Origin of the sequence: Mesorhizobium sp. BAC0120 (genome assembly GCF_033542235.1) — a bacterium.
Taxonomy (GTDB): domain Bacteria; phylum Pseudomonadota; class Alphaproteobacteria; order Rhizobiales; family Rhizobiaceae; genus JAWRCU01.
The window spans coordinates 257,725-281,974 of record NZ_JAWRCU010000004.1 but is presented as its reverse complement, the minus strand read 5'-3'; the positions used below and the strand labels follow the sequence as shown (position 1 = coordinate 281,974).

At 61.2% G+C, this 24,250-nt stretch carries 20 protein-coding genes and 1 pseudogene; 11 read left to right on the top strand and 10 right to left on the bottom strand.

The window, feature by feature from the left end; genetic code table 11:
- The first annotated feature begins 105 nt into the window (after window positions 1-105).
- Window positions 106-1,479, top strand: coding sequence for a hypothetical protein (locus tag SAZ10_RS11725; RefSeq protein ID WP_412535201.1), 1,374 nt, complete (start codon window positions 106-108; stop codon window positions 1,477-1,479).
- Between the two features lie 8 nt (window positions 1,480-1,487).
- Here the strand turns inward: SAZ10_RS11725 and SAZ10_RS11720 are convergent, their stop codons facing one another.
- Window positions 1,488-2,735: a VpsF family polysaccharide biosynthesis protein gene (locus SAZ10_RS11720; RefSeq protein ID WP_318609389.1), complete on the bottom strand. Its 1,248-nt coding sequence runs from the start codon at window positions 2,733-2,735 to the stop codon at window positions 1,488-1,490.
- A gap of 205 nt (window positions 2,736-2,940) precedes the next feature.
- Between SAZ10_RS11720 and SAZ10_RS11715 the strand changes: the two genes are divergently transcribed.
- From SAZ10_RS11715 to SAZ10_RS11705, 3 genes are all read left to right on the top strand, one after another.
- Window positions 2,941-4,560, top strand: a complete 1,620-nt coding sequence (locus tag SAZ10_RS11715; protein WP_318609388.1) for a GumC family protein — start codon at window positions 2,941-2,943, stop codon at window positions 4,558-4,560.
- The gene (locus SAZ10_RS11710) at window positions 4,535-5,668 is read left to right on the top strand and encodes a glycosyltransferase (protein ID WP_318609386.1); all 1,134 of its coding nucleotides are present in this window, start codon (window positions 4,535-4,537) and stop codon (window positions 5,666-5,668) included. The genes SAZ10_RS11715 and SAZ10_RS11710 overlap by 26 nt, the downstream gene beginning before the upstream one ends.
- A 147-nt stretch (window positions 5,669-5,815) precedes the next feature.
- Window positions 5,816-6,979: a glycosyltransferase family 4 protein gene (locus SAZ10_RS11705; protein ID WP_318609385.1), complete on the top strand. Its 1,164-nt coding sequence runs from the start codon at window positions 5,816-5,818 to the stop codon at window positions 6,977-6,979.
- 90 nt (window positions 6,980-7,069) lie between these two features.
- Here the strand turns inward: SAZ10_RS11705 and SAZ10_RS11700 are convergent, their stop codons facing one another.
- The 3 genes from SAZ10_RS11700 to SAZ10_RS11690 all read right to left on the bottom strand — a co-directional run bounded on the left by SAZ10_RS11700 (window position 7,070) and on the right by SAZ10_RS11690 (window position 11,222).
- Window positions 7,070-8,209, bottom strand: coding sequence for a GNAT family N-acetyltransferase (locus SAZ10_RS11700; RefSeq protein ID WP_318609384.1), 1,140 nt, complete (start codon window positions 8,207-8,209; stop codon window positions 7,070-7,072).
- Window positions 8,206-9,198 carry a sterol desaturase family protein gene (locus SAZ10_RS11695; protein WP_318609383.1) on the bottom strand — a complete coding sequence of 331 codons (993 nt, stop codon included), beginning with the start codon at window positions 9,196-9,198 and terminating at the stop codon, window positions 8,206-8,208. The genes SAZ10_RS11700 and SAZ10_RS11695 overlap by 4 nt, the downstream gene beginning before the upstream one ends.
- A 68-nt stretch (window positions 9,199-9,266) precedes the next feature.
- Entirely contained in the window at window positions 9,267-11,222 is a 1,956-nt protein-coding gene (locus SAZ10_RS11690) for a heparinase II/III-family protein (protein WP_318609382.1), read from the bottom strand.
- A 110-nt stretch (window positions 11,223-11,332) separates the two neighbouring features.
- Here SAZ10_RS11690 and SAZ10_RS11685 point away from each other — a divergent pair, with 110 nt between their 5' ends.
- Together SAZ10_RS11685 and SAZ10_RS11680 are read left to right on the top strand one after the other, a co-directional pair.
- Complete coding sequence (locus tag SAZ10_RS11685) at window positions 11,333-12,577, top strand: glycoside hydrolase family 5 protein (protein ID WP_318609381.1); 1,245 nt, start codon at window positions 11,333-11,335, stop codon at window positions 12,575-12,577.
- 107 nt (window positions 12,578-12,684) lie between these two features.
- Window positions 12,685-14,082: a lipopolysaccharide biosynthesis protein gene (locus SAZ10_RS11680; RefSeq protein ID WP_318609380.1), complete on the top strand. Its 1,398-nt coding sequence runs from the start codon at window positions 12,685-12,687 to the stop codon at window positions 14,080-14,082.
- A 91-nt stretch (window positions 14,083-14,173) separates the two neighbouring features.
- Here SAZ10_RS11680 and SAZ10_RS11675 read toward each other — a convergent pair whose 3' ends face one another.
- A complete protein-coding gene (locus SAZ10_RS11675) occupies window positions 14,174-14,980 on the bottom strand; it encodes a WecB/TagA/CpsF family glycosyltransferase (protein WP_318609379.1) in 807 nt (268 codons plus the stop codon).
- A gap of 610 nt (window positions 14,981-15,590) precedes the next feature.
- Complete coding sequence (locus tag SAZ10_RS11670; protein WP_318609378.1) at window positions 15,591-16,511, bottom strand: neutral zinc metallopeptidase; 921 nt, start codon at window positions 16,509-16,511, stop codon at window positions 15,591-15,593.
- Between the two features lie 396 nt (window positions 16,512-16,907).
- Here SAZ10_RS11670 and SAZ10_RS11665 point away from each other — a divergent pair, with 396 nt between their 5' ends.
- Window positions 16,908-17,633, top strand: a complete 726-nt coding sequence (locus SAZ10_RS11665) for a class I SAM-dependent methyltransferase (protein ID WP_318609377.1) — start codon at window positions 16,908-16,910, stop codon at window positions 17,631-17,633.
- A gap of 189 nt (window positions 17,634-17,822) precedes the next feature.
- On the opposite strand, the pseudogene SAZ10_RS33590 reads toward SAZ10_RS11665, so the two are convergent.
- Window positions 17,823-18,647 (bottom strand): annotated as a pseudogene (locus SAZ10_RS33590) (trimethylamine methyltransferase family protein); the annotation flags it as partial.
- A 197-nt stretch (window positions 18,648-18,844) separates the two neighbouring features.
- Entirely contained in the window at window positions 18,845-20,023 is a 1,179-nt protein-coding gene (locus SAZ10_RS11650) for an MFS transporter (protein WP_318609374.1), read from the bottom strand.
- 253 nt (window positions 20,024-20,276) lie between these two features.
- Between SAZ10_RS11650 and SAZ10_RS11645 the strand changes: the two genes are divergently transcribed.
- A complete protein-coding gene (locus tag SAZ10_RS11645) occupies window positions 20,277-20,624 on the top strand; it encodes a helix-turn-helix transcriptional regulator (RefSeq protein ID WP_318609373.1) in 348 nt (115 codons plus the stop codon).
- On the opposite strand, the gene SAZ10_RS11640 is transcribed toward SAZ10_RS11645, so the two are convergent.
- Window positions 20,578-21,183 (bottom strand): TetR/AcrR family transcriptional regulator, encoded by a 606-nt coding sequence (locus SAZ10_RS11640; protein WP_318609372.1) that lies wholly within the window; start codon window positions 21,181-21,183, stop codon window positions 20,578-20,580. The genes SAZ10_RS11645 and SAZ10_RS11640 overlap by 47 nt on opposite strands.
- Before the next feature lie 120 nt (window positions 21,184-21,303).
- On the opposite strand from SAZ10_RS11640, the gene SAZ10_RS11635 reads away from it, so the two are divergent.
- The 3 genes from SAZ10_RS11635 to SAZ10_RS11625 all read left to right on the top strand — a co-directional run bounded on the left by SAZ10_RS11635 (window position 21,304) and on the right by SAZ10_RS11625 (window position 23,556).
- Window positions 21,304-22,317, top strand: a complete 1,014-nt coding sequence (locus SAZ10_RS11635) for an NADP-dependent oxidoreductase (RefSeq protein WP_318609371.1) — start codon at window positions 21,304-21,306, stop codon at window positions 22,315-22,317.
- Between the two features lie 28 nt (window positions 22,318-22,345).
- Window positions 22,346-23,104: a metallophosphoesterase family protein gene (locus SAZ10_RS11630; protein ID WP_318609370.1), complete on the top strand. Its 759-nt coding sequence runs from the start codon at window positions 22,346-22,348 to the stop codon at window positions 23,102-23,104.
- 128 nt (window positions 23,105-23,232) lie between these two features.
- Complete coding sequence (locus tag SAZ10_RS11625; RefSeq protein ID WP_318609369.1) at window positions 23,233-23,556, top strand: antibiotic biosynthesis monooxygenase family protein; 324 nt, start codon at window positions 23,233-23,235, stop codon at window positions 23,554-23,556.
- A gap of 165 nt (window positions 23,557-23,721) precedes the next feature.
- Here the strand turns inward: SAZ10_RS11625 and SAZ10_RS11620 are convergent, their stop codons facing one another.
- Window positions 23,722-24,141 carry a DOPA 4,5-dioxygenase family protein gene (locus SAZ10_RS11620; RefSeq protein ID WP_318609368.1) on the bottom strand — a complete coding sequence of 140 codons (420 nt, stop codon included), beginning with the start codon at window positions 24,139-24,141 and terminating at the stop codon, window positions 23,722-23,724.
- Window positions 24,142-24,250 lie beyond the last annotated feature (109 nt).

Below are 24,250 nucleotides of genomic sequence, written 5' to 3'. Positions count from 1 at the left end.
AAATCGCGTTTTGGCGATTTGATTATGAGTTTTTCGGCGATGCGCGTCCTGGTCACACTTCCAACCGCCGGATGCCGGCGATGGCAAGTTGAGGTGGTGACGCGATTGGCTGCGGTCGGCCACATCGTCTCGATCCGTCATGCCCCCACAAAGCTGTCAGCGCCGCGCGGATTGGAAGCAGTCTTGGCCCTGGAAAGCCGGCAATTCGGCTGCTCGCTTGCGACCACATGCGAACCTCTGCCCGCCACGGGGCTCACGCCGGCAGATCTTGTCGTCGATCTGGCAGGCAATGCCGCAGAGTCAAGTGCTCCAGCTCTGACGATCGAGTTTTGCGGTTGCGACAGCTTTCCAGCGGGTCTGAGCGCGATGGTCGCAAGTGGTCGGTTGCCGGAACTTGCTGCCCGCATCAACGGCGCCATCGTTGCCCGCGCGCGGCCGATGGTCAGCGACCGGCTCTGGCTTACACGAGCCTCCAACGACCTGCTCGCCGGTGCGATTTCGCTGATCGTGCAGGCCGTCGGGCATTTTTCTGCAGGGAAAACCCCAGTCATTGCCGATGCGCCAATTGCGGTCGCTGTTCATAAGCAGTTCGGCTGGCACTATCCTTTGTTCTTGGGCAAAGGCATTGCAGAACGCGTTGTCCGAAAGCTCAGGCGTGGGCGCCGCCCCTTTTACTGGCAAGTGGCATACCGGTTGATCGACCGGCCAGGGGTCGCGGAAACGGGGCAGCTTGACGGTCCTCCCTTCACCGTCCTGCCGGATGATGGCCAACGGTTCTACGCCGACCCCTTTGTTTTCGAGCTCGATGGCCGCGTCTATTTGTTCGTAGAGGAATTTCCTTACGCCACGGGTCGCGGCGTTATCTCTGTCACGGAATTGCGTGGGGACGGTACGTTCGGAAGGCCGACGAGCGTATTGCAGGAGCTGCATCACCTCTCTTATCCGCAAGTCTTCGCGCACGGCGACGACATCTATATGATTCCCGAGAGTGCGGCGGCACGCGAGCTTGTGCTGTACCGCGCCATACAGTTTCCGAATGTCTGGGTACGTGACACCATTCTCATCGGCGATCGGGACATCAACGACGCCACACTGCTGGAGCGTGGAGGTCGTCTCTGGCTGATTGGCACTGAGCGTTTTGGTTACGGCAGCGCTTCGGACACGATGGTGGCCTATTCTGCAGCTCAATTGCGAGGGCCATGGATTGCCCACGCGCTTAATCCGATCGCGATTGACCATTCTGCAGCTCGGCCTGGCGGCGCCTTTATTCGACAGGGGAGCGACTTCCTGCTTCCGGTACAGAACGGATCGAAAGCCTATGGAGGCGGCTTGGGCCTGATGCAACTCGTGCGGCTCGACCGAGATGATGTTCAGTTTGCCTCGCCCCGCCCTGTCCTCTCCGGATCTGCCTGGGCTCGCAGAGGCATCCACACTCTCAACCGTGTCGGCAGGGTGGAAGTGGTCGATAGCGCCGGTTGATCATCGCCTCAACGAAGCGGCGGAGCGGCCTGGAGGCGCCGGGCCGGAGCCAAGTTTCGAAAGGCGAGCAGCAATACCACGAGTTCCACGATGTCCGGCGACTTCGAAGAAAGGCCATTATTAGACAGTGCCGCAAGCAGGCAAACAATCGCAGCCACGTGAGCGGCCCGAGGCGCATTGCGGAGCAACTGGAAGATGAACCAGAAGAAGCCTCCCGCGAAGACCAAGGCGATCGGCAGGCCAAACAGCAGCGTGAGGACGACCTGCGCGCTCTCGATATAGGGAAGTCCGAGTTTTTCATTGACGATCTTCAGCAGGTCGTCGGGATTCATACCAAGCAGAATATCCTTCCAGGTAACAAACTGAAATACATCGTATATCTTGACGCGCGCAAAGTAGTTCTCGTCAAAGATCGTATTGCTGAACCGATTCAGCAGCCCTGCAGAAAAAAGTGCCGCAATCAGCACGGCGCCGCCCAGCAGAGTCAACATCAGCACAAACAGTTTTGCCTGTCGTTGATCTCTGGAGGACAGGCCCGGCCAAGGCAGGAACACAAGCAGGAACAGGATCTCGCCAGTGGCGAGAAGTAAAGCAGCTCGAGCGCCCGAGGCGGCCGTGCCGATGAAGAGAATGAACACGCAAAGCGCCCGAACCCAGATAGGCCATCGCGTCAGCGTGACAAAGCCAATGGCCGTGGCGCAAAGCGATCCTAGCGCCAAGGGATGGGACGACAGTCCGATCGGCCGAAACTCCAGTTCCTCCAAGGGATAGGGCAGGAACCGATGCCGGGTGACGGCTTCTATCGTTCCCATGATCGCGCTGAGGACAACCATTCCGAGCATCACATTTCCGATCGCTCTCCGCGCCTCGTCATTGAGAGACAGCATGATCATCGCAGCCGCACATGCGACCAAGTAGGAATCGATAATGAAGCCAGCGGAGCCGGCACGGCCCATGATGAAAAGATAAGGCGTGATGAGTACGAGCAGCGCCGAAAAGCATAATGTCGACTTGAATAGCCTAATCTCGTCGCCTTCGAGCCGAATTGGCCGAGTTCCAAGAATGACCGCGAGCAAAATAAATATTGCATATGTCCCTATGTGCAGCTTCTCCGGAAAGGAGCCGCCTTTCGTCGAATAGGACATCACCATGTTCATCAGTTGTGGAGAGATGACAGATCGGAGAACGAAAGCAGAAGCCGCAAAAATAAATAACAGGATAGATATAGCATTTTGCCGGCGTGCCTCGGTCGACACGAATTGCCTCACGCTTGGGATGACACTCACGGCTTATCTGACCAGCATGTGGTTTGTGATTGAAATCACGGGCTCAGCGACCCCTAGCCTCGCTCACGCGACATTCCATTCCATAAGGGTAAAAGAACTTGGATAACCCAATCTTAATGAAGGTAAGGTAATGCCGATGCTGGCAGCACGTAGCGTATGTTCATGAGCCAGCTTTATGTCCGAGTCGCCTCCCCACCCGTCTGCTGCGGATTTCGGCATTGATGCTCTCGCGCGCAAAGCCAATCGGCGGCTCGCCAATACATCACTCCTGGGCATTGCATCGGCGATAGCTGACACGCGATCGCCCGCGGGCTCATATTCGCCGGCCTATGCGAGCCACATCGGGCAGCCTGCGGCCGGGCGACCCCGTCGAGTGCAGCAGCAAACGAAGGTCGCGCTTTCATCGCCGGAAACGGAACCGGTCGCGACCGTCACGCTGGAGAAGATTGGAGATTTCCTCGAGCTGGACTTCCGCCGTCTTTTTGTCTGGCTGCGAGCTGGTTTGAAGGCGGCATTGGTGCTGGCGCTGGCGGGTGCGTTGGCCGGCGGTTTCTATGGGCTCACGGCCAAGAAGCGCTACACTGTCGCAACCGACATCATGATCAATCCTGCCAATTTGCAGGTGATGGACAATGACCTGTACGCGCAATCGAGCCAGGTCGACAGCCAGGTGCTCAATGCGCGCAGCAAGCAGCGCGTCCTGACCTCCCGCAACGTCCTTTCACATGTTGTGGATGAGCTCAACCTGGCCGACGATCCCGAGTTTGCGCCTGGCGCAATCGCTAGGAGCGGCACGGCATCCGACGCCAAGCTTGCGGCCGTTGCGAAACTGCAGGACAGCGTCAAGACCGAAGCGGATGAACACTCATTCGTCACGACCCTATCCGTCTCTGCGGAAACGGCGGACAAGGCCATCGAGATATCGCAAGCCATCGTGAAGACGTTCCAGGAGGAACTCGCCAAGTCGGAAGCTGAGGGAGCAAGCCGCGCTGCGGCAGCGCTTGACGGCCGTCTGCGGCAGTTGAAGGCTGACGTGCTGGAGGCTGAAAAGAAGGTTGAAGCCTATAGACGCGACCACAAACTGTCCTCGAGCAACGGCCAGCTTGTCAGCTCGCAAGCCATGACCCAGCTCAATTCTCAGATTGTGGAGGCGCAAGCCCGCGCGACAGCAGCGCAGGCAAGCTATGACACCCTGGTCGCTGGCGGCGTGAATGGAAACAACGCGAGCCCCACCGTTTCGGGAACGCTGGCCGATCTGCGGGACAAGGCCAATAGCCTGCGGCAGGACCTCAACTCGCAATCGGTGCAGCTTGGTCCACGTCACCCCTTAATTCTCAAACTGCGAGCCGAACTGGACACGGTAAACACGCAGGTAAAGGCCGAATACCAGCATACGGTCGAAGCCGCCAAGGCCAGCCGCGACGCGGCAAAGATCTCACTGGACTCGCTTGTCGCCAAGATGAACAACCTGCAGGGCGACGTCTTCACCGACAATGACTCGGAGGTCGGGCTGCGCGAACTCGAACGCGACGCCGCTTCGAAGACTGCAATCTACGAACGCTTCCTGTCGCGTACCCGCCAAATGAGCGAACGGGAGCAGATCGACACGACGAACGTGCAGGTGATTTCCGCCGCGGTGCCACCGAAAGGACGCTCCTGGCCACCCAGAACCATGCTCCTTGTGGCGCTGGGCGCCTTCGGCGGTTTCGCTTTTGGCATGATGCTGTCGATCGCATGGGGCATCCGGCAAGACTTGCGCCTGCAACCCAATGACCCTCGCCGCAGCCCTGCCTGACATGCCGAAACGGCTGGTCTTCCATGTTCCCAGCCTCAGGGGGGGCGGGGCCGAGCGTGTTTTCGTGCTCATCGCCAATGAGATGGCGTCGCGCGGCCATGACGTCACGCTCCTGGCCTGGAATGCCGGCGGCCCCAATGCCGCCCTGCTTGCCGGCGAAGTCAACCTGGTCGATCTCGGTTTGCCTCTGCAGGGCGAAGGATACAGCAAACCAACGACACTGAGCGGCCTGTTGCGAACGGCGCATATATTGCGACGCCTCAATCCCGATGCCGTCTTCAGTGCGCCGGAATTCGCCAATCTTGTCACCGCTCTGGCACTCCTATTCTCACGAAGCCGGGCACGCTTTTTTCCAACCTTCCACGCGGCGATGTCGCTGGCGGCCGGACGCCTGGGCACGAGAGTCGCGGTCTGGCTGTCGTCCCTGGTAGCCGCACGCGCGACGGAGGCCATAGCGGTCTCTGCCGGGATTGGCCGCGAACTCGAGGCGCGGGGCTTTCCGCCCTCCAAGGTTGCAGTCATCCACAACCCGTTGCCACAGAGTGTAGCCACCCAACAGGAAGGCCATGCCTGGCGGCAGGAACTGGACGCGATGGGCGACGGCCCGGTCATCGTTACTGCCGGACGCCTGGTCCCGGTCAAGGACCATCGGACCTTGCTGCGGGCCTTCGCCCTGTTACGTGAGAGTCGTCCCGCACGGCTGGTTATCTTCGGAGAAGGCCCCATCGAGGACGAATTGCGCGCTTTTGCGCAAGAGTGTGGGATCGGCGATCAGGTGCTGTTCGCAGGCTACGTCAACGACCCGCATGCCTGTTATGCCGTGGCTGATCTGTTCGTCCTCTCTTCGATCAGCGAAGGCTTCGGCAATGTGCTGATGGAAGCCATGGCGGCAGGGGTTCCCGTGGTTTCCACCGACGCGCCTCATGGGCCGCGCGAAATTCTCGACAATGGCCGTTACGGCTCACTCGTTCCTGTGGGCGACGCACCGGCCATGGCCAGGGCGATGGCCGAAATGCTTGACCGTCCAACGCCCGCGGCGACCTTGAAAGGCCGGGCCGCCGACTTTGATACGGCAAGGATCGGAGACCTCTACGAAGCCCTGCTTTGATCGACGGCGCACCCTGCCGTGACATGATTGTCGGCTGTAGTTGCGGCCGTTGGCCCTGGCAGGGCTTCCAGACTCGTCGGTCGTAACCGTGGCTTAACGGATCCTTCAGCGCTCGACTGTATTGCCGGCTTGGCTGGCTGAGATGCGATGACGAGACACTATCTGCGCAACGCTTCTATCGATCAACCATTGAATGTTCTGGTGGCGACGCCTGCCGGCGGTACTGGGCAAGGTGGAATTGATCGCATAATGGCGGCCCTCAAGGCCGAACTGGAACGGCGCCCGAACGGCGTCATTGCGCGTTTCGCGCCGACGCGCGGCAAGGGCGCTCTTGCGCTCTCCTTGTTCCATCTCACGCACTTCTGCGCCCGCATTGCGGCATGGCGACTGCAACGACGGCTCGATCTGGTGCATATCAATCTCTCGAGCCGCGGGAGCACGTACCGCAAGATCGTCATCGCGGCCTGCGCCCGCATGATGCGCGTTCCTTATGTGATACATCTGCATGGCTCGGAATTCCGCAGCTTCTGGTCCAACAGCAGCCCGATTGTAGACCGCTCGATCCACGCTCTGTTCGAGAAGGCGAGCCGCATCATTGTGCTGGGCACGCCATGGCAGGCCTTCATAGCCGAGCGGGTTCCGAACGCGCACGGACGGATCGTCATTGTGCCCAATGCGGTAGAAGAGCCTCGGGTGGCACATGTCGGAGGTGGCGCGAGCGTTCACATTCTCTTCCTGGGACGAATATCCGACCGCAAAGGGGTACCGCATCTGGTCAAGGCCCTGGCACGGATGAAAGACGTGCCAGGTTGGCGTGCAACGCTGGCGGGAGACGGTGCGGTCGACGACCTCAAGTCGGAGATCACGGCGCTGGGCCTCGCCGATAGGGTAACTGTCCCAGGATGGCTGGGGCCGGAGGAGACGGCGCGCCTATTGGCCACGGGCGATATTTTGACTTTGCCGTCGCACGCCGAAAACCTTCCGATGTCCATCATCGAAGCCATGGCTTCGGGCCTTGGCGTTGTCGCCACCCCTGTGGGGGCGGTCGAAGACATTGTGAAGGACGGCAAAACCGGCCTGCTTGTTCCGCCCGGCGACGATTCAGCACTTGCCGATGCTTTGAGCCGCTTGGTTCAGGATGGAGAATTGCGGCAGAGACTTGGCGCCGCGGCACAAGCCTTTCAACGTCGGCACTTGAGTATCGGGCCCTACGCGGACAGGATTTGCGCTGTCTGGCAAGATGCCGCTGCCGCCCATCGCGGTGAAGCGTCCTTGCCTGCCTTGGTCACTCCGACCGACCTGAAGGCCTGAAGTGTTGCCTTGTCGCGGGCGAGAAGCCCACGATCGAATGACCGCATACCTGAAATGACTTGATCGCTGGTTCGTAGAACGAGCGCCCGATCAGTCAGGCTCATCGAGCGGCTCGCTCTTGGCGTCGCGCCTTTGCCGGAGCTTCTGGCGCATCCCGTCCGCCAAAAGCGCAAGCGAACCCTTCGCAGTGCGAGGCCCGATGACGGACTTCAAAGTGACTACGTGGGTCGAGAATCGGTCCTTATACGCCTCGCTGCCGCAAAGCAGGTCGACCATATTCAGACCATGATCGAACGACCATTGCACATAGCTGAACATCAGGGCGGTGCCTGGGGAGGCTCGCGAAAATTCCGGGTCGTAACTTGCCACCCACGCCATCATGGTGTTGCGCTGGACAAAATTAATCTCGGCGGCCACCATGACACCGTTAAGTTCGACGACGAACAGGCGCAGTATCCCGGCACGCGCCAGCACGTCGACCAAGGCCGAAAGGACCGGAGTTCCTTCGTCGAAGAGTTCGGATGTGAGGCCGGTCTTTTCAAGCCATTTCCGCTTGAGGGAGGCCAACCGGTCGAGCACGGGCCCGAGGGGCTCGTCCGCACCAAGCAGGCGGATCTCCACAGACCCGGCCTCTTCAAGCATTTTCATGCTGCGGCGGTAGTTCTGCCGGGTCTTTTTGGGACGGCTGGCCAACCATGCCGCCCCGCTTTCCCAGTCGCCGGCGATGCGAGAGCTGAATTCCTGCCTGTGGTTTGCGCGAAGCCTGACCCCGCTGGCTTTGCCGGGTTCGAAAAGCCGCCACGCCGCAGCGTCCGGCAAAAGACGGTTGATAAAGGCCAGGTCGAAGCCGCCCGCCTCACATATCTTGGTCCACAATCGGTGCAGCGCCGCGTCTGAGCATTCCGGGGCGCAAAGAATGTCGCCATAGTCGGCATAAGCAACGGCCGCCCACTCCAAAAGGCGCAGGCCCTTGCGCCGGCTTATCGCCAAGGGAATAAGCCCGACCAGCGTGTCGCCGCTCCAGACCAGGCCAATACGCAGCGCCGTCTGCTCCTGGCGCTTCAGTGTCTTCCACCAGGCCGAAATCCAGCCATGGCTCTGGAAGATGAGGGCATCGGTGGCATGCCACAGCCGCGTCCATTGCTCTTCGATCGCTGCAAGGCGGTCGGGGGACTCCACGATCTCCAAGCGCTCGTCGCCGGCGGCGTCGATCGATGCATGCACATTCATGGCGACGCATTCCGTGTTTGCGCACTGACCTGGAAGCGGCGCCGGAGCCGACGTGCAATGTGGCGCCACATCTTCTTGAGCGGCAGAATGTAGAGCCCGACCAGCGACTGATAGTCTTTGGCGTCGCGGTCCATGATCCCGAATTTCAGGTCCTCGTTCGGATCCGGAATGAAATGCGTGCCAAACAGCCGGTCCCAGAACGAGAACAGCAAGCCGAAATTCTTGTCGTAATGGCGCGGGTCGACGCTGTGGTGAATCTGATGCCAATGCGGGCAAAGGATGATGTTGTTCAGGGGGCCGAAGGAGATCTTCAGATGCGTATGCCGCACGAAGTCCATCATCAGGATATTGCGCAGGACATAGACGTTCAGGCCGAAGACGGCGATCTCGACCGGGTTGAGCGCGATTACGCTCCAGATGCCGAAACATATTCCGGGAATAACACCGTCCCAGAGGCGGTTCATGAGGTCATCGAGCGGATGCACGCGGTCCTTGGTGATGCCGACCATCACTTCGGCCGAATGATGTACCTTGTGCAGCTCCCACAAGAATGGGTAGCGGTGCTGCGCGACGTGATAGAGATAGTAGGAAATGTCGTAGGCGAGCAGCATGGTCGCCGTGAAGATCACGATCGTGACCGGCCCGGCCGGACCATTGATCAGCGTTCCATCGATGCCGAAAATCCAACTGATGGCTTGGTTTGTCGCATATCCCACGGCGGTCACGAATGTGGCGCCTGCCGGAATGAGCAGGAACGGCATCATCAGTCGTTTGGTGATCCAGAACATGGCATCGGCGCGCGCCGATGGATGCATGATGATTTCCGCCGGAAACGCGAAGTCGAAAAAATCCCGGACCGACTTGTGTTCTGCCTTTCGCCAATAAATAATCAGCGCGCATACGAGGGCCGTCCCAAGGATAAGGCCGAGCGTTACATAGTCGATATTGTAAAGCTTCTGTATGATCTTTGTGCAGAATTCAGTGAGCATGGCGTCCTGAGAAAATGACTGATGCCCGACTTAGCAGAGCAGTGGTGACTGAACCGATAAAAGTCAGGCTATAATTGATGCTGAATCTGCTTGGTCCGGAGCCTGCCGGAGTCGCCCCCCCGAGCAGGCTCGATCAGTCTGATGCCGAAGCGGACCCCTTCCTCGGCGAGCATGCCGCGCCAGACGACCCGTTCAGCCGGCATCCGATGGCCGAAGCGCGGTGACACCCAGCCGCCTTGACCGGGGTTCTCACCTCCAGCGCTAATCTCAACAGCCGCATCTGGAAATCGGATAGCCAATAGCGGTTCGTCGTCCCGCATGACCGTCACGAGTTCGTCGTCTCGCCGGGTTACAAGGCCAGCCGCCAGTTGGAACACGACTTCAGCCGCACGTTCGCCACCGAGCAATTGATCGGTTACCAGAATGTCGTCCGAACGATGTTTGATGGTCCGTTGATGCACTACCCCGAAACGTCCTTCATAACCGTCGTGCCGGGCGCGAAGACTCCAGCTTGGCTCCGGTTCGGTGTGCACCAGGATCGCCCTCGCCTTGTGCGACCAGTTGAACTTGCTCGAGATGATGCTCTGGCTCTCGCCTTCGATATTCAGGGTGTTGTGCGCGGGCGTAGAGCGAAACCAGTCACGCCACACGCCGCCCGAACCGTAGAGCCAGGTACCGGGGTCCACCAGCACCGGTTTGCCATCGACAAACAAAGTCAGCGATAATGCATCGGCATGGCCGTGAGCGGCAATCGAGAGGTAGCCGAGGGGGCCGTGATCGAACATCAACTCAACCAGGCGGCCATTTACTTCGCCGCGCCAAACCGAAAGCCCCCCATCGACGAACGTCTTTAGTCCGACAGGCTGAGGCATTGGTGCGACGGGGGCACCGAAGAGGATCGCTCGAAAATCGTCTGATGCCGGCATGCCACCGGTTTGGCGAAGGAAGCCCCGTATTGCGGCGGCAACCGAGAAAACATAATCCCGCTCGTTCCCCAGAGTGAGAATCCGGCCCTCGTCGTTGTCCCCGTAAGAAGCCTTTCTGGGTAGCCAATCCACAGCGTCTGCAAAGGCGCTCAGGCGCGCCGTCATCACATGCTGCGGAAACGGAACGCCCCGTGCGTTTGACGCTGCAGCGCACAGCAGTACCAGTTCGGCCGTGAAAGCCCCATAGGTCGGGCTTTGCTCGGCGGCGGTTCCATCCGCGAGTATTTGCTTCATCGTCTCGTCAAGCAGCGCTTTACGAGGGCCATCGGCCTTCGCACCAAAGGCGAGACCGATCAGATATTCGCCGGCGAGTTCTGCCACCAGATGATTGTTGGCCGAGGAGAAAGCAGAGGGAAACCGAGCCAGCCAATAGGCGCTCGCGGCCAGTGTTTCGCCCGCTTGCCGTCGCGTGTCCGGACTAAGGCTCTTGCCAGCAAGGTCGAGGGTAACGATTAGGCTGATGGCTCTCAACGCCACTTCGATGCCTGAGGCCCAGCAGACACCGCGAAAGGGCGGATTTGCCGAATGCCAACTGCCGATCGCGGCCTCTATTGCCGCGCGCGCCCCCTGGTCGCCGCTTAGAACAAGGTACGCGGCCAACACCGGCAATTGCTGGAGCCGATTGGCTTCCCAAACGTATTTTATATCGCCGCGTCGATGGGAGTGCCGGAAGTCAATAGCAAATGTGTATGCCTCGGCGCCGGGCCAATAGCCGCCCGTCACCGGGTCGAAGCGCCAGAACTCAGCAGGATACAGCAATTGGGGGGCGCGGGCGGGCCATTCCTGCCCCAATGCGGAAAACCTGCCCTGAAGCGCCATTTGTGCCGCGGCTTCGATTGCACGCCTTTGGGGCGGCGTCGCCGCAAGCAGAGCGTGACGCCATTGCGGGAAGACCGTATGCAACTCGGGGGCAGGATAATTTTCCCAACCACCGTCACGATATCGCGAGACGATTTTTCGCTGCTGCTCCACCAGCCGGTGAAGCACCTCGGCCGGTTCCATGTTTCGCAGTCGGTTGAGATACCAGCTGAGTTTCACTTGCACGCCGCCATGACCAAGCCACCCGCAACGACAAAAGGGGCGCTGTAGAGGAAATCTTCTTTACCGTTGCGCGGTTAACATCCGTTATCTGGAGGCGGAGATAGCAGATGAGAGCTGCCACCATTGCCTGGGCGCTCGGCTTGGCCATTACGACAGCCCAGGCTGCCCCTCTCACCCTTCACCGTGGGGTCGGCGTACACGAATGGCTGAATTGGTCTCCGATCAATGCGGACGGATCCTATGTCTGGCCTCCGTACCGTAGCGAGAAGGAGTGGCTCGCCGGCTCGAGGCCGCTTTCCGACTGGCCGGGCGGAGAGGAATTTGCACGGATCGAGTCCATGGGCTTCGACTTTGTTCGGCTGAGCGTCGATCCGGGCCCTCTGGTCGCAAGCCATGGCAAGCAGCGGCAGGAGGCGCTGGAGGTTCTTTCGAACGCAGTCAAGCGCGTCACCTCGAGCGGCCTTAATGTCGTGTTCGACCTGCATGGCGTTTCGCAGGTTCCGGCCTATAGCATGGCGCTTATCCAGGACGGCGCGGACACCGAGGGCGTCGCCCGCTATCGAGAAATGGTGAAAGATGTTGCCCAAATGCTCGTTGAGGTGAGCACTGACAAGGTAGCGCTCGAGCCATACAACGAACCCGCTTATTATCCCTGCAACTCCGGCGGCAGCGATGACTGGCAGCGCATCATGGCTGCTACGGTCCGTGACATCCGCTCCGTCAGCAACAGCTTGACTATCGTGGCAACAGGTGCTTGTGGCGGGAGCATTGCGGGGCTGGTCAACCTCGATCCCGATTTTGACGACCAGAATATCTACTACAGCTTTCACATGTACGAGCCGCACAGCTTCACGCACCAGCGCTCGGACAAACCAAACGGCTTTTCGTCCGGTCTTCCATGGCCGGCTTCCAGCGGCACACCCGGCTCGGTGGCAGCCAGATTGGAAGCGCGCATGGACGTGGCCGGGTTGAGTCCGGCCGAAAAACGATCGAATCTGGCCGAAGCCCGCGGGGTCATCGATAAGTACTTCCAAGAGAATTGGGGTCAGAGCCAGCTCGACGTGAGCTTTCAGAAAGTGGTCGGCTGGGCCAGGGAACACGGCATTCCGAGCGAAAGGCTGTTCATGGGCGAGTTCGGCGTCATCCTCATGTCTGCCGACGGTCGCATGGGCGCCTTTGATGCCGACCGGTTGCGCTACATAAGCGCGGTCAGACGGTTGGCCGAACAATTCCATATCCCCTGGTCCGTGTGGGAATTTTCGAACCCATACGGCATGTCGGTGATCCTGCCTGCTGGGCCGGCATTACCCGACGGCGAATTGCTCAAAGCCTTGGCGCTCAGGCGTCCGTGACCAAACATCCGCACCGCCGCAGATCTTAGCGCCACCGGCCTTCCATTTTCAGGGACCATCATCCTTTGCTCCTCCGCGCCACACTCATTTACGGCCCGGCCATCCTGTTGACGCGGGTTTCCGCGCTGCTCTTGCTCGTGGTCGTCACTCGCCTGATCAATCAGGAGGAGTACGGCCTGCTTACGCTGGTGGTGACGGTCGGCGAAATGACCGATATTGCCGTCACCAACTGGCTGCGGATCGCCCTGCTCAGGCTTGGCGGCAAAGGGGACGTCAGTCGCGGCAGCCTGTTATTGGCCGCGAAGGTTTTGCTTGGCAGCACGGTGCTGGCCTTGGCGATTGCGGCGGCGGCCTCGGTTATCGTCGTTCCGGTGCGTTGGCAGGAATTCGCCACCGCGGTTTGCGTCTATCTGGTCGTCGGCTCCATCGCGCGCTTTGCGTTGACCGTGCTTCAGATGCAGCAGTGCCATTCCGCCTATTCGTTGCTCGAATGCCTGCGTGCACTGCTGCAACTGGTTTTGCCGATTGGCGCTATCCTGGTGTTCCCGGATTCCTTTCTGGTGGTGTCGCTGGGTTCGAGCGCGGGTATGCTGGTCGCCGGCCTCGCTGCCTTGGCCGTGGCATCGCGTGGCGTCGTCGCCGGCCCGTCACGGTTCACGGCCCACGAACTCTTCGTGCTTGGCATACCGCTCGTCGTCATGGCGCTGGTAGGATTTGGCCTGAGCAACGCAGAGCGCCTGTTTCTCAACGCCTTTCATGATGCGGGTGCCGTCGCCATTTTCGCGGCCGCGTATGTGCTGGCCCGCCAGCCGATCGATATGGTCGGCAATGCGATCAATGTAGGCGCCTTCCCGGAGGTGATGAGCCGTTTCGACGAGCGGGGACCTGCAGCGTCGGCCGAATTGCTGGCGCAGATGATGGCATTGATGATGCGGTTCTGCCTTCCGATCGCGGCAATGCTGGTCGCTCTGAACGGACCGATCACCGAGTTCCTGCTGCCGGAAAGCTATCACGGGCGCGTCGGCCTGCTCTTTTCCGTCATCGCGTTCAGCGTTCTGTGCTCGAATCTGACCAGCTTTGTCTATGGCGCCGTCATCCATGCGCACAAGCGACCGTGGCTGCTGATCATCGCTGACCTGCTGGGATCGATTGCGACGATCACGCTGTCACTGTTGATGATCCCGCCAATGGCGGAACTCGGCGCAGCGCTCGCGCTGGCGGGCGGTTCGATAACTGCGCTCGCGGCTTGCGCCGTCATCAGCGAGAGGTTGACGCCGATTCCCGTTCTATGGCGCGATATCGCCGTTTCGCTGGTCGCCTCGTTCGCCACGGGCGCGGCTGCGGGCGTGACCGCTTTTCTGCTTCGCGACGTGCCGGTCCTGATCCCTCTGATCGCCGGCGGCGCCGCCGGCGCTGCGATGTTCCTGCTGATGACCTGGCTATTCCATCCCGACGCGGTGCGACAGTTTCTCGCCACTGCGTTGCGCCGCTATGCCAGATCGTAGTGTCGCACTATTGGAGCCGCAAGAAACCCGGACCAGCCATAGCTGCGATCATCCTCGACAGTTCCGTCGAGCCAGGCCGGCTCGCGCCGGCCTACGGGGCTATGCCGCGACGCCGGCGCCGCAGGTCCCACAACTCGCGCGACAGCAGCAGGGCATAGGCTGCGTTGGTTTCGTAATACCGGCGCCACAAACGTTTTGGTTCCTGTGCAACTCGAAACAGCCATTCCATCCCGATCGCCTGGATAAACTTGGGCGCCCGCGCAACCTTGCCGCTATAGACGTCGAAGCTACCGCCCACTCCCATCACGAAGCTTGGACGTAATTCGGCGCGGTAGTGTTTTGTGAAACGCTCCTTGCGCGGTGTGGGCATTGCGACCAGGAGGCAGTCCGCCTCCGAAGCGTTGATCTGCGCCACAATTGCCGCTTCTTCTTCTGCCTTGAAATAGCCGTTTCGTGCCCCGGCGACGACAAGCTTGGGATGATCCCTGCCAAGCCGGTCAATGACGCCTTCAAGGACATCTTGTTCAGCACCGAGCAGGAATGGCTTGTAGCCACGCTCCTCGCACAAGCTGAACAGATTGAACATGATATCGACGCCGCTGACGCGCTCCGGCACGGCGACGCCGCAAAGGCGCGCCCCCCAAAGCACACCTTTGCCGTCGACGTTGACCACGTCGGCCGTCGCCACATCTTCATAGAGTTCGTTGTTCTTGCGCATGTTGACGATCTTGGCGACATTGACGACGACATGATGCAGCGGCCGTTTCAGCCGCATCGCCTCATCGGCGAGCTCCATAGTCTCGACCATCGTCAGCGCGTGAATCGGCGCAGACAGGAATTCGCGCCGTCGCGAGGCCAGCAAACCATGGCTGGCCCACACGAATTCGGGTTCGTTCATGCGATCGCATCCACGTATTCGTTGCCCGGCTTGAAGCCATCAGTCTGGGGCTCCGGCTTGCGACAAGTCCGTGCCCCGCCAGTGTCGACAAGCTTCCTGCGCTTCAGCATTTGTTTGCGGGTAAGGTCCAGCAAGGCCTAGATATCCTGCACTATCGAGCGCGGAAGCTCGGAATTGATGCGCCAATCAGATGCGATGAGCCGGGTGCGGTTGGGCCGCGTCGGTTCGGCGGAGAAGTGCGACCGCTGTCCATCACGCCCGTCATGAAGTTTTGTCAGGTGCGATGCATACCGCGGCGGGATTTTCGCCCTCCTGTTCGGTTGGCGCTAAGCCCTCCAGCCTGGTACCGAACAAGATCAAGAGCTTTTGCCTGGACGGTAATCTTGCATTTTGAACAAAATTCATTTCGGCGGCTTAGACGCAGTTACCTTTCAAAAGCTTGAATTACTTCTGCGCAAAATGTCCCCTTCAGCGGGAGACATTCGGTTTTTTTTCATAAGCTTAATCGAGCGTTGCTGCCGACAGGCACCCCGCCGCCACCATGGGTCGCGAATCCTCGTCGGAATCGCCCGCCGTTTTTCTCGCAGATTGAACGACCGCTAACGCGGCATCACACCGGATTGTTGAACGTGTCGCAGTCGGCAAGTTTGCCGCTGTCGAAGCCGCGCTTGAACCAGGTCACCCGCTGCTTCGAGGTGCCGTGGTTGAAGCTCTCCGGAACGACATAGCCCTGCGCCCGCTTCTGCAGCGTGTCGTCGCCGATCTGCTGGGCGGCATTCAGCGCATCTTCCAGATCGCCCTTCTCGAGAAGGCCTTTCTGCTCGGTGTAGTGCCCCCAGATGCCGGCCAGGCAGTCGGCCTGCAGCTCGACACGGACCGACATCTGGTTGGCCTGTGCCTCGCTCATATGCTGCCGCATCTGATTGAATTTCGGCAGGATGCCAGTGAGGTTTTGAACGTGATGTCCCACCTCATGGGCAATCACATAGGCATCCGCGAATTCGCCGGACGCACCGAACTGTTTCGAAAGCTGCTGGAAGAAGGCCATGTCCAGATAGACCTTGCGGTCGTTTGGGCAATAGAACGGACCCGAAGCCGCAGACGCGGAGCCGCAAGCCGAGTTCCAGCTGCCGCCGAAGAGCACCAGCTTCGGCTTTTCGTAGGTCTTGCCCATCGACTGGAAAATGCCGCTCCAGGTGTCTTCGGTTTCGGCGAGCACCGTGGCCACGAACTGCTTCATCTCGTCGTCATTCGCCGAATTGCTCACCGAGTTGCCATAGCCGGGCTGGCTGCCGGGCCCCTCGCCGGAGAGTATTTGCAGCAGATCGACGCCGAACAGAGCTTTCGCGCCGAAATAGAGAACGATCAGGATGATGATGGTGCCGATGCTGAGGCCCCCGCGGGACCCGCTGCCGATCGGGATTCGAACCGGTCCGCCGCTGTTGCGGCCAAAGCCGCCTGGAAACCCGCCGCCGCTCTGGTCGCGCACGTCTTCGATATTGTCGCTTTGCCGGCGGCCTTTCCAAAGCATGACGGAACCTCTTGTTATGCCTTGCCGCCACATCCCGCGGCCGGGCGGCCAACCTGCCGAAAACTACTGCAAGCAGCCGTCACTGTCGAAGGTTTTTCGGTTGGATGGGCAGGTGGCGGGCTCGGCGCGTTTGTCAAGTCGGACCACGCCACATTGTTCGTGACTCGTGCAAACAAGGTGGTGGCACAGCACCTCCTGACTGGCGCGCGCGATGACGCCTACCCACATGCCTTTGGTATTGGCCCGACTCTTGCGCCCTGGGGCATGCTCACGAACCGACGCTCGGTGTAGCAACAAGTTAAAGACATTTCTGATGTGGCTATGCGACAAAACAAAGAGTTAGGGCAGGATGAATGGCTCCGTCCCATTCATCTGCTCGAAGGCGTTGGAGACGTGATGGGTAGGCTCGACGACTGGCGCTCATTCTGGGATTCGGACCATTCGATCTACGTCAACGCGCGTCACAAGGACGTGCATTACGGCGACGTTGCCGACCAGATCGCGGCGATGGTCCGCTGCCCGGCCGCGCGCGTCCTTGACTACGGCTGCGGCGAGGCAATCCATGCAGACCGCGTTGCCCGGAAGGCCGCACGGTTTGTCCTGAGCGATTCCGCGCCCACGGTCCGGGAAGCGCTCTCCACCCGCTTCGCAGGCGAGCCGCGCATCGAAGTGCTATCGCCGGAAGAGGTGGCAAAGCTGCCGGACGCTGACTTCGATCTCATCGTCGCCAACTCGCTGGTACAGTATCTGACGTCCGGAGAGCTGGACCGGCTTCTGGTCCTATGGCGCCGCCTGCTTTCGCCTCGTGGCGTACTCGTCGTCGCCGATGTCATCCCGCCGACCGTCGGCGCGCTGAGCGACGTTGGGGCGCTGCTCCGCTATGCTGCCAGGCACGGCTTCCTCTTTGCAGCGTTACTCGGCCTTGCGCACAGCGCGACCTCGGGCTACGGCGCGCTGCGCAAGCAGCTCGGTCTCTCCCAATATACCGAGGCTGCCTTCATCGAGAAGCTCCGCGCCGCTGGCTACTCGGCCGAGCGGCTCCCTAGCAACATTGAGCACAATCCAGCGCGCATGACCTTCCGCGCTCGGCCGGTTCGAACGCTCGCCCCCACTCCTTGTTGAGGAAGGCGGCCGACCCCAAGCGTGCCGAGGGGCGAGCTTGCCGAGGGGCGAGCTTGCCGAGGGGCGTCGGACCCGCTGGTGTGCGGCAGAGCGCGTGCACAGCAGGGCAAATCTCACGATTCCGAACGCCCCACCTTCGCTTGTCCGCCGCGCAACGAAGTCGGCAAGCGCCTCGCGCCGGCTTTCCTCGAGGGGCGGTGGCTTGAAGCGGGCAAGCCGCTCCTTCCAGATCGTGTTGGCACGCTGGACCGCGCCCCTCGCGCCGCTTTCGCTCCACTGGCCGTAGTTGCGCCAGTCGGAGACGAGCGGTGAGTAGAAGGCGTTCTGGTATCGCGACATCGTGTGCTGCGCCGCAAAGAAGTGACCACCGGGATCGACCTCGGTCAGCGCGTCGAAGCCGATTTCGGCGTCACTCGCATCGAGAGGCTGGAAGATCTCGGCGAAATTCTGCAGCATCTCGATGTCGAGGATGAACTTCTCCAGCGAGGCGGTGAGCCCGCCCTCGAGCCAGCCGGCGGCGTGGAGCATCATGTTGACGCCGCCCGGGATCGATCCCAGGCCGAGAACAGGAACTCGTAGACTGACTGCCCGTCCGGCATGTTGGAAGCGGTTGCTGCCGAGCCGCGCCATGGCAGCCCGATATGACGAGCGAGCTGGCCTGCGCCGAAGGCGCCCTTGACGAATTCCGGCGTGCCGAAGGCCGGCGCGCCTGACTTCATGTCCACGTTCGAGGTGAACGAGCCGTAGACCACCGGCGCGCCCGGCCGCGCGAGCTGCGCAAGCACGATGCCGGCCAGCGCTTCCGCATGCTGCAGCGCCAGCGCCCCGGCGATCGTCACCGGCGCCATCGCGCCCGAAAGCGTGAACGGGGTGATAACCGAGACTTGGCCGGCGTGCGCGAAATCGATGATGCCCTGGCACGTCGAGCTGGCGCGGCGAATTGGTGTTGATCGCCGTGTAGCAGAAGGGCGCGGCTTCGAATTCGGCCTGCGTGAGACCACGCGCAAGGCGCATCGTTTCCAGCGCGTCCCTCACCTGCGGCGTGCCGCGCGAATAGACGTACGAGTGCCGCACGATCCTCCGCCTGCGGATTCCTGCGCGCCGATGGGGGATCGACGCTCAAGGTCGCTTTACCAAGAATTCCAACCCATAAGATGCGGCGGCCCCGGAAAGGGAGGCCGCCGATCGTGGAAAGGTGCTGCGGTCCAGCCTTACTCGCCCGCAGCGAGGGCAGGTTTGCGCAGCCGCGCATGGGCGTAGAGCGCAACAAGCGCGATCAGCGGGAAGACCGCGGCGACCATGCCGAGTTCGGAAGCCGGTGCATGTTTCAGCACCTGTCCGCCGAGAAAGCTCCCCGAAGCAATACCGAAATACATGGCAGACATGTTGAGCGGCAGCGTCAGGTTGGTGAGCTCGGGCGCCAGCGCGACCAGGCGGCTTGCCTGCGCCGGCGGAAAGGTCCAGCCGACAATGCCCCACGGCACCATGACGGCGATCAGCAGAGGCCCGGCAATCGTCGACGGCAGCAGCTTCAGGATCAGCGAAACAATGATGCAGATCGTCGATGCCGCAGTGAGCGAGAACACCACGACGCGGGTGGCGCCCAGCCGATCGGAGAGCCGGCCGCTGAGATAGTTGCCGACCACCGCCCCGATGCCGAAGGCGAGCATCATCGCCGGCACCATCGTGACCGGCATGCCGGCACCGTCCGTCGCCAGCGGTGCCATGTAGCAGATCACGACGAAAGCGCCGGTGAGATAGAGGTAGGTGACAATCAGCGCCGGCAGGACGCCCGGCTTGGCGATCGTCAGCACGCGCTCTGCAAGCGTCAGCTTCACGCCGGGCAGGCCGCGGGGCAAGCGCAGCGACAGCGCGCCGGCACAGAGCAGTGCCACGAGGCCAACGAACAGGAAGCTCGCACGCCAGCCGGCTATGTTGCCGATCAGGGAGCCGAGCGGCGCGCCGAGCGCCACCGCGATCGTCGTGCCACCGACCACGGTCGCCACCGCCTTGGCGCGATGCTCGACCCCGGCAAGCATGACGGCCGTCGCCTGCGCGGTCGACGCATAAAGGCCTGCTGCAGCACCCATTATGATCTGCGCGGCCGTGAGCATGACAAAGGAATTGCTTGCCGCCGCCGTCGCGTTGCCGATCAGGAAGAGCAGGAGCGCCCCGGCAATGACGCGCTTGCGGTCGGCGGCACCGGTGAGTGTGGCGAGGATCGGTGTGCCGATCGCATAGGCAAGCGAATAGGCGGTCACCAGGTGGCCGGCCTCCGAAATGGAAACCTTGGCCGAAACGGAAATCAGCGGCAGAAGCCCGGCGAACACGAAGGCCACCATGCTCGTCGAGAAGGCCCCGGTCGCGAGCCAGATAAGTCGTCCGTCCATGGCAAATCCTTTATTCAAAAGTTATTGAACAATTGGACAAGCGGGCTCATCTGTCAATATGATGCGACCACTATGTACCTGGTCTCCTGTCAACCTCTTGTCAGGAGATGGGACATGACCTGGAAAGAAAGCGAATGCGGGTTTCATGAAAGAAATGACCGACCAAAAGAGACAGGCCGTTCCAGCCCGGCAATATGGGGCTAGAATAGCCTCCGCGCATTGCAACTCGGTTCGTTTCGGTTAGTTTTGCGCGATGTTGCTTCCTCAACCCGCAGCCGATCAGATCGATCTCGCGACCGTGCTCACCGCGCTCGGCGATCCCACGCGCCTGGCGATCGTCGGCTACATCGCCCGCAATGAAGGCGTGCCTCTGAACTGCAGCCAGTTTCTCGACTTCGGCTCGAAGACGAACCTCAGCTATCACCTGGCCAAGCTCAGGGAGGCTGGCATCACCAGCGCCGAGACGCGCGGCACCAGCCGCTTCATCTCGCTGCGCCGGACCGACCTCGACGCCCGATTCCCGGGGCTGCTCGATTCCGTCATCGCCAGTGCGATCAAGATGCCTTTCCTCTTGAGGGATAGCGCTCCAGCGTCGCCCTGAAGATGCGCGACAGCGCGTCCACCGCCTCCTCGCGCGAGATGCGGCGGGCCGCTGCGTCCTGCGCCAGCGCCTCCGCCGCGCCGAGGAAGCCGAGGAAGATCGCCTCGTCATTCCTGGGCAGCTTCACCACGCGGCCGAACCCTTCGCGGTACCGGACGACATAGCCGCGTCTGAGCGACTGCCGGAAATCGGCCGTCTCCTCCGTCGCGGAGAGCGCCGCGAAGGCGGCGCCCATTGCGGGACCCATGTCGAGAACGCAGCTCACATAGGACGACGCGAAGATCGCAGCGACGTCTTGCAGCGTCTCGCCGCCGGCCTCGATGGCCTTGCGCTGCGCCTGCATCTGCCGCTGATCATAGTCGCTGCAGAGCGCGATCAGGAGGCCGGCACGCGTGCCGAAATGCTCATAGGCGATCGGCTTGCTCACCCCGGCGCGCTCGGCGACGTAACCTAGCGTCAGCGCATCCGTGCCTTCCTCGCTCATGATCGCCTGCGCGGTTTCCAACAGCTGCTCGCGCCGCGCGGCCTTGGGCAGTTTTTTAATGACCGATCCGCTCATTCAATATTCCGTGGCGTCACCTACCTGTCGCTTGACGCCACTCTCTCGTGGAGCATATTACCATCAGTAACTTACTTATGGTAGGTTACTTGCCGTAAGTGCTCATATAGGAGCTTCTTCATGCCCGTTACAGCGCACGAAATCCACCTGAAAAGCCGTCCTTCCGGCATGCCCGGTCCGGAAAATTTCGAATTCGTCGAGCGCCGCCTCGCCGATCCGGCCGACGGCCAGCTGCTGGTCAGGACGCTCTGGATGTCCGTCGACCCCTACATGCGCGGCCGCATGACCGACCGCCCAAGTTACATCGCCCCATTTCAGCTTGGGCAGCCGCTCGAAGGAGCAGCCGTCGGCGTCGTCGAGCAGTCACGCGATGCAAGGTTCAAGCCCGGCGATGTGGTCACCCATTTCGCGGGCTGGCGCGATTACGCGGTGATCGATGCCAAAACTGCCCGAGGGATCGAGCCGTCTTCCATCCCGCTCGAAGCCTGGCTCGGCGCGCTGGGCGTGCCCGGAGAGACGGCCCATGCCGGGCTCCTTCATTTCGCCAAGCTCCGGAAAGGCGAGACGGTATTCGTTTCGGCCGCAGCCGGTGCCGTCGGCTCGATGGCCGTCCAGATCGCCAAGCTCAAGGGCGCCCGCGTCATCGGCTCGGTCGGCTCGGAGGAAAAGGCGCGGTGGGTCAAGGAGGATCTCGGCGCCGATGCCGTCATCAATTACAAGACCGCTGGCAATTTGACCGAGGCGCTCGCTTCGGCCGCTCCTGAAGGTATCGACGTCTATTTCGACAATGTCGGCGGCAGCCATCTCGAAGCCGCCATCGATGCAACCAGGCTCTACGCCCGGCTGATCATCTGCGGGATGATCGCGCGGTACAATGACGAGACTCCGTCTCCGGGCCCGCGCAATCTCGCGATGTTCATCGGAAAAAGGCTTACCATGCAGGGCTTCATCATCCTCGATCACGCCGACCTCCGGCCGAACTTCATTCGCGAGATGAGCGGCTGGATCGCGCAAGGCCAGATCAAAACGCGCGACACGGTCGTCGAGGGCCTCGAAAACGCGCCGAAGGCGTTCCTCGGCCTGTTCTCCGGCGAGAATATCGGCAAGATGCTGGTCAAGATCGGCGAACGGTAGATAGCACTTCTTCTGAACGGAGCCTCGAATGCCGCGCATTGCTGTCCTCGCCGACATCCACGGCAACATTCTCGCGCTTGACGCCGTGCTCGACGACCTGGTCCGGCGCGGCGGTGCGGATCTTGTGGTCAATCTCGGCGACTGCGTCTCCGGCCCGCTGTGGCCGCGCGAGACAATGGAAAGGCTCCAGGCGCTGGACTGGCCGACAGTGCGCGGCAATCATGACCGCCGCGTTGCCTTTGATCCTCTCGAGGAAATGGCGCCTTCGGACAGATTTGCTCACGACCGGCTGGAGCCAAGCCAGCGCGAATGGCTGGCCTCCATTCCCGTCCAGGCGAAGCCGGCACCGGGCATTCTCGCCTTTCATGCCCGCCCCGACCATGACGAGCGTTATCTGACCGAGGTGATCACCGAGGGCCGGCTTGCGCGTGCGCCGCTTGCCACGATCGTAAAACGGCTTGGAGAACTCGATCCCGCACACAGCATTCTGCTCTGCGGGCACAGCCACCGTGTCGAGCTCCTGCGCCTGCCGGACGGCCGCGTCATCTTCAATCCCGGCAGCGTCGGATGCCCCGCCTATCATGATCCGGATGAGCCGGCGCATGTATCAGAACAGGGCTCACCGCACGCCCGCTACGGCATGATCGAGGTCGGCTCCGGCGCCTCCGCGGATCGGTTCGAGGCGATCGCCGTAAGCTATGACCATCAGGCGGCTGCCCGTCGCGCCGGCGAGTCCGGCCGGCCGGAATGGGCGTATGCACTCAGCACCGGCTTCATGCCGCACTGATACGCAGCCACATCGCACAGGAACTGGCTCCGTCCCGGAACAAGTAAAAACAGGCAGCGTTGGACCGCTGTGATCGATAAGGCCGAAGTTGCTGCGTGCAATTTCGCCATCAATCCAGCGAGGTCTCCATGACTCAGATCCAAGCCGACAGTCAGCTCGTAACCCAAATCACCATTGTCGATTCTGAACCGGGCCAGCAGGCCGAAGCCTTGTCCGTCATGACCGAGCGAGCGCGCTTCATGGCAGGTCAGCCTGGGTTCATCTCAATTGCCCTGCATCGCAGTCTCGACGGACGGCGCATCGTCAACTACGTCCAGTGGCAGAATCGCGAGCTCCTGCGACAGGCTCATCAGTCGCCCGAATTCCGCAAGGAGTGGAGTCACTTCGATCAGGTCACGGACGAGATCGATCCCAACCTGTACGAGGTAACCCAGGTGGTGGTCAGCCAGTAGGCGCAGCGCCCATCCATCTGGCAAGTATCGAGTCTTGCTGAGGGCGCGGTCCACTGTCGAAGACGATGTAGGCCGGTTGCCGCGTAACTGAGGGGTTTGCGCCGCATCACAGTTGCGGAATTCAATGTTCCGCTTGCCCGAAAGCAGGCATTTCCGGCAGAACGGCTATGCCGGCAGGGACGGGTTGGTGTTGGGCGGCAGCGCCTCTTCCGCCTCATGATTGTCCGGAAGGAGCTCGCCATGCACCGCCAGAGGCCGGCCTATCCAGATGGGATCGACCAGATGGTCGCGCCGAGGGTTAGTCGTATTCGGGTGGATGAGTATGCTCAGCCCCCCATGGTTCAGCATCAGCCACGGAACCAGCGAGGCAAAAATATCGTTTGCAAATGAGACCTGGTACATTGCGTTGTCATGCGGGCCGACCTTCTGGTCGTGCCAATTCCCCAGGCGTACACGGAAACGTTCTCCGATGCGAAGACGCAGCCATTCGGCATGTTCCCGCTCGGTTCGCCCATCATAGTAGATATGGGCATGATAGCTCGCAATCTCCGCGACCGGCCTTGGACTGGTGGCATCTTCGTTCACCTCAGTGGTCTCCTTCGACGATCGTCGCGCCCTGTAGAATAGTACCCGAAGCACGTACCGTTTGTCTGTAGCCGGTGCGGCATCTACAAACCTGAGGAGCAAGTCCGAA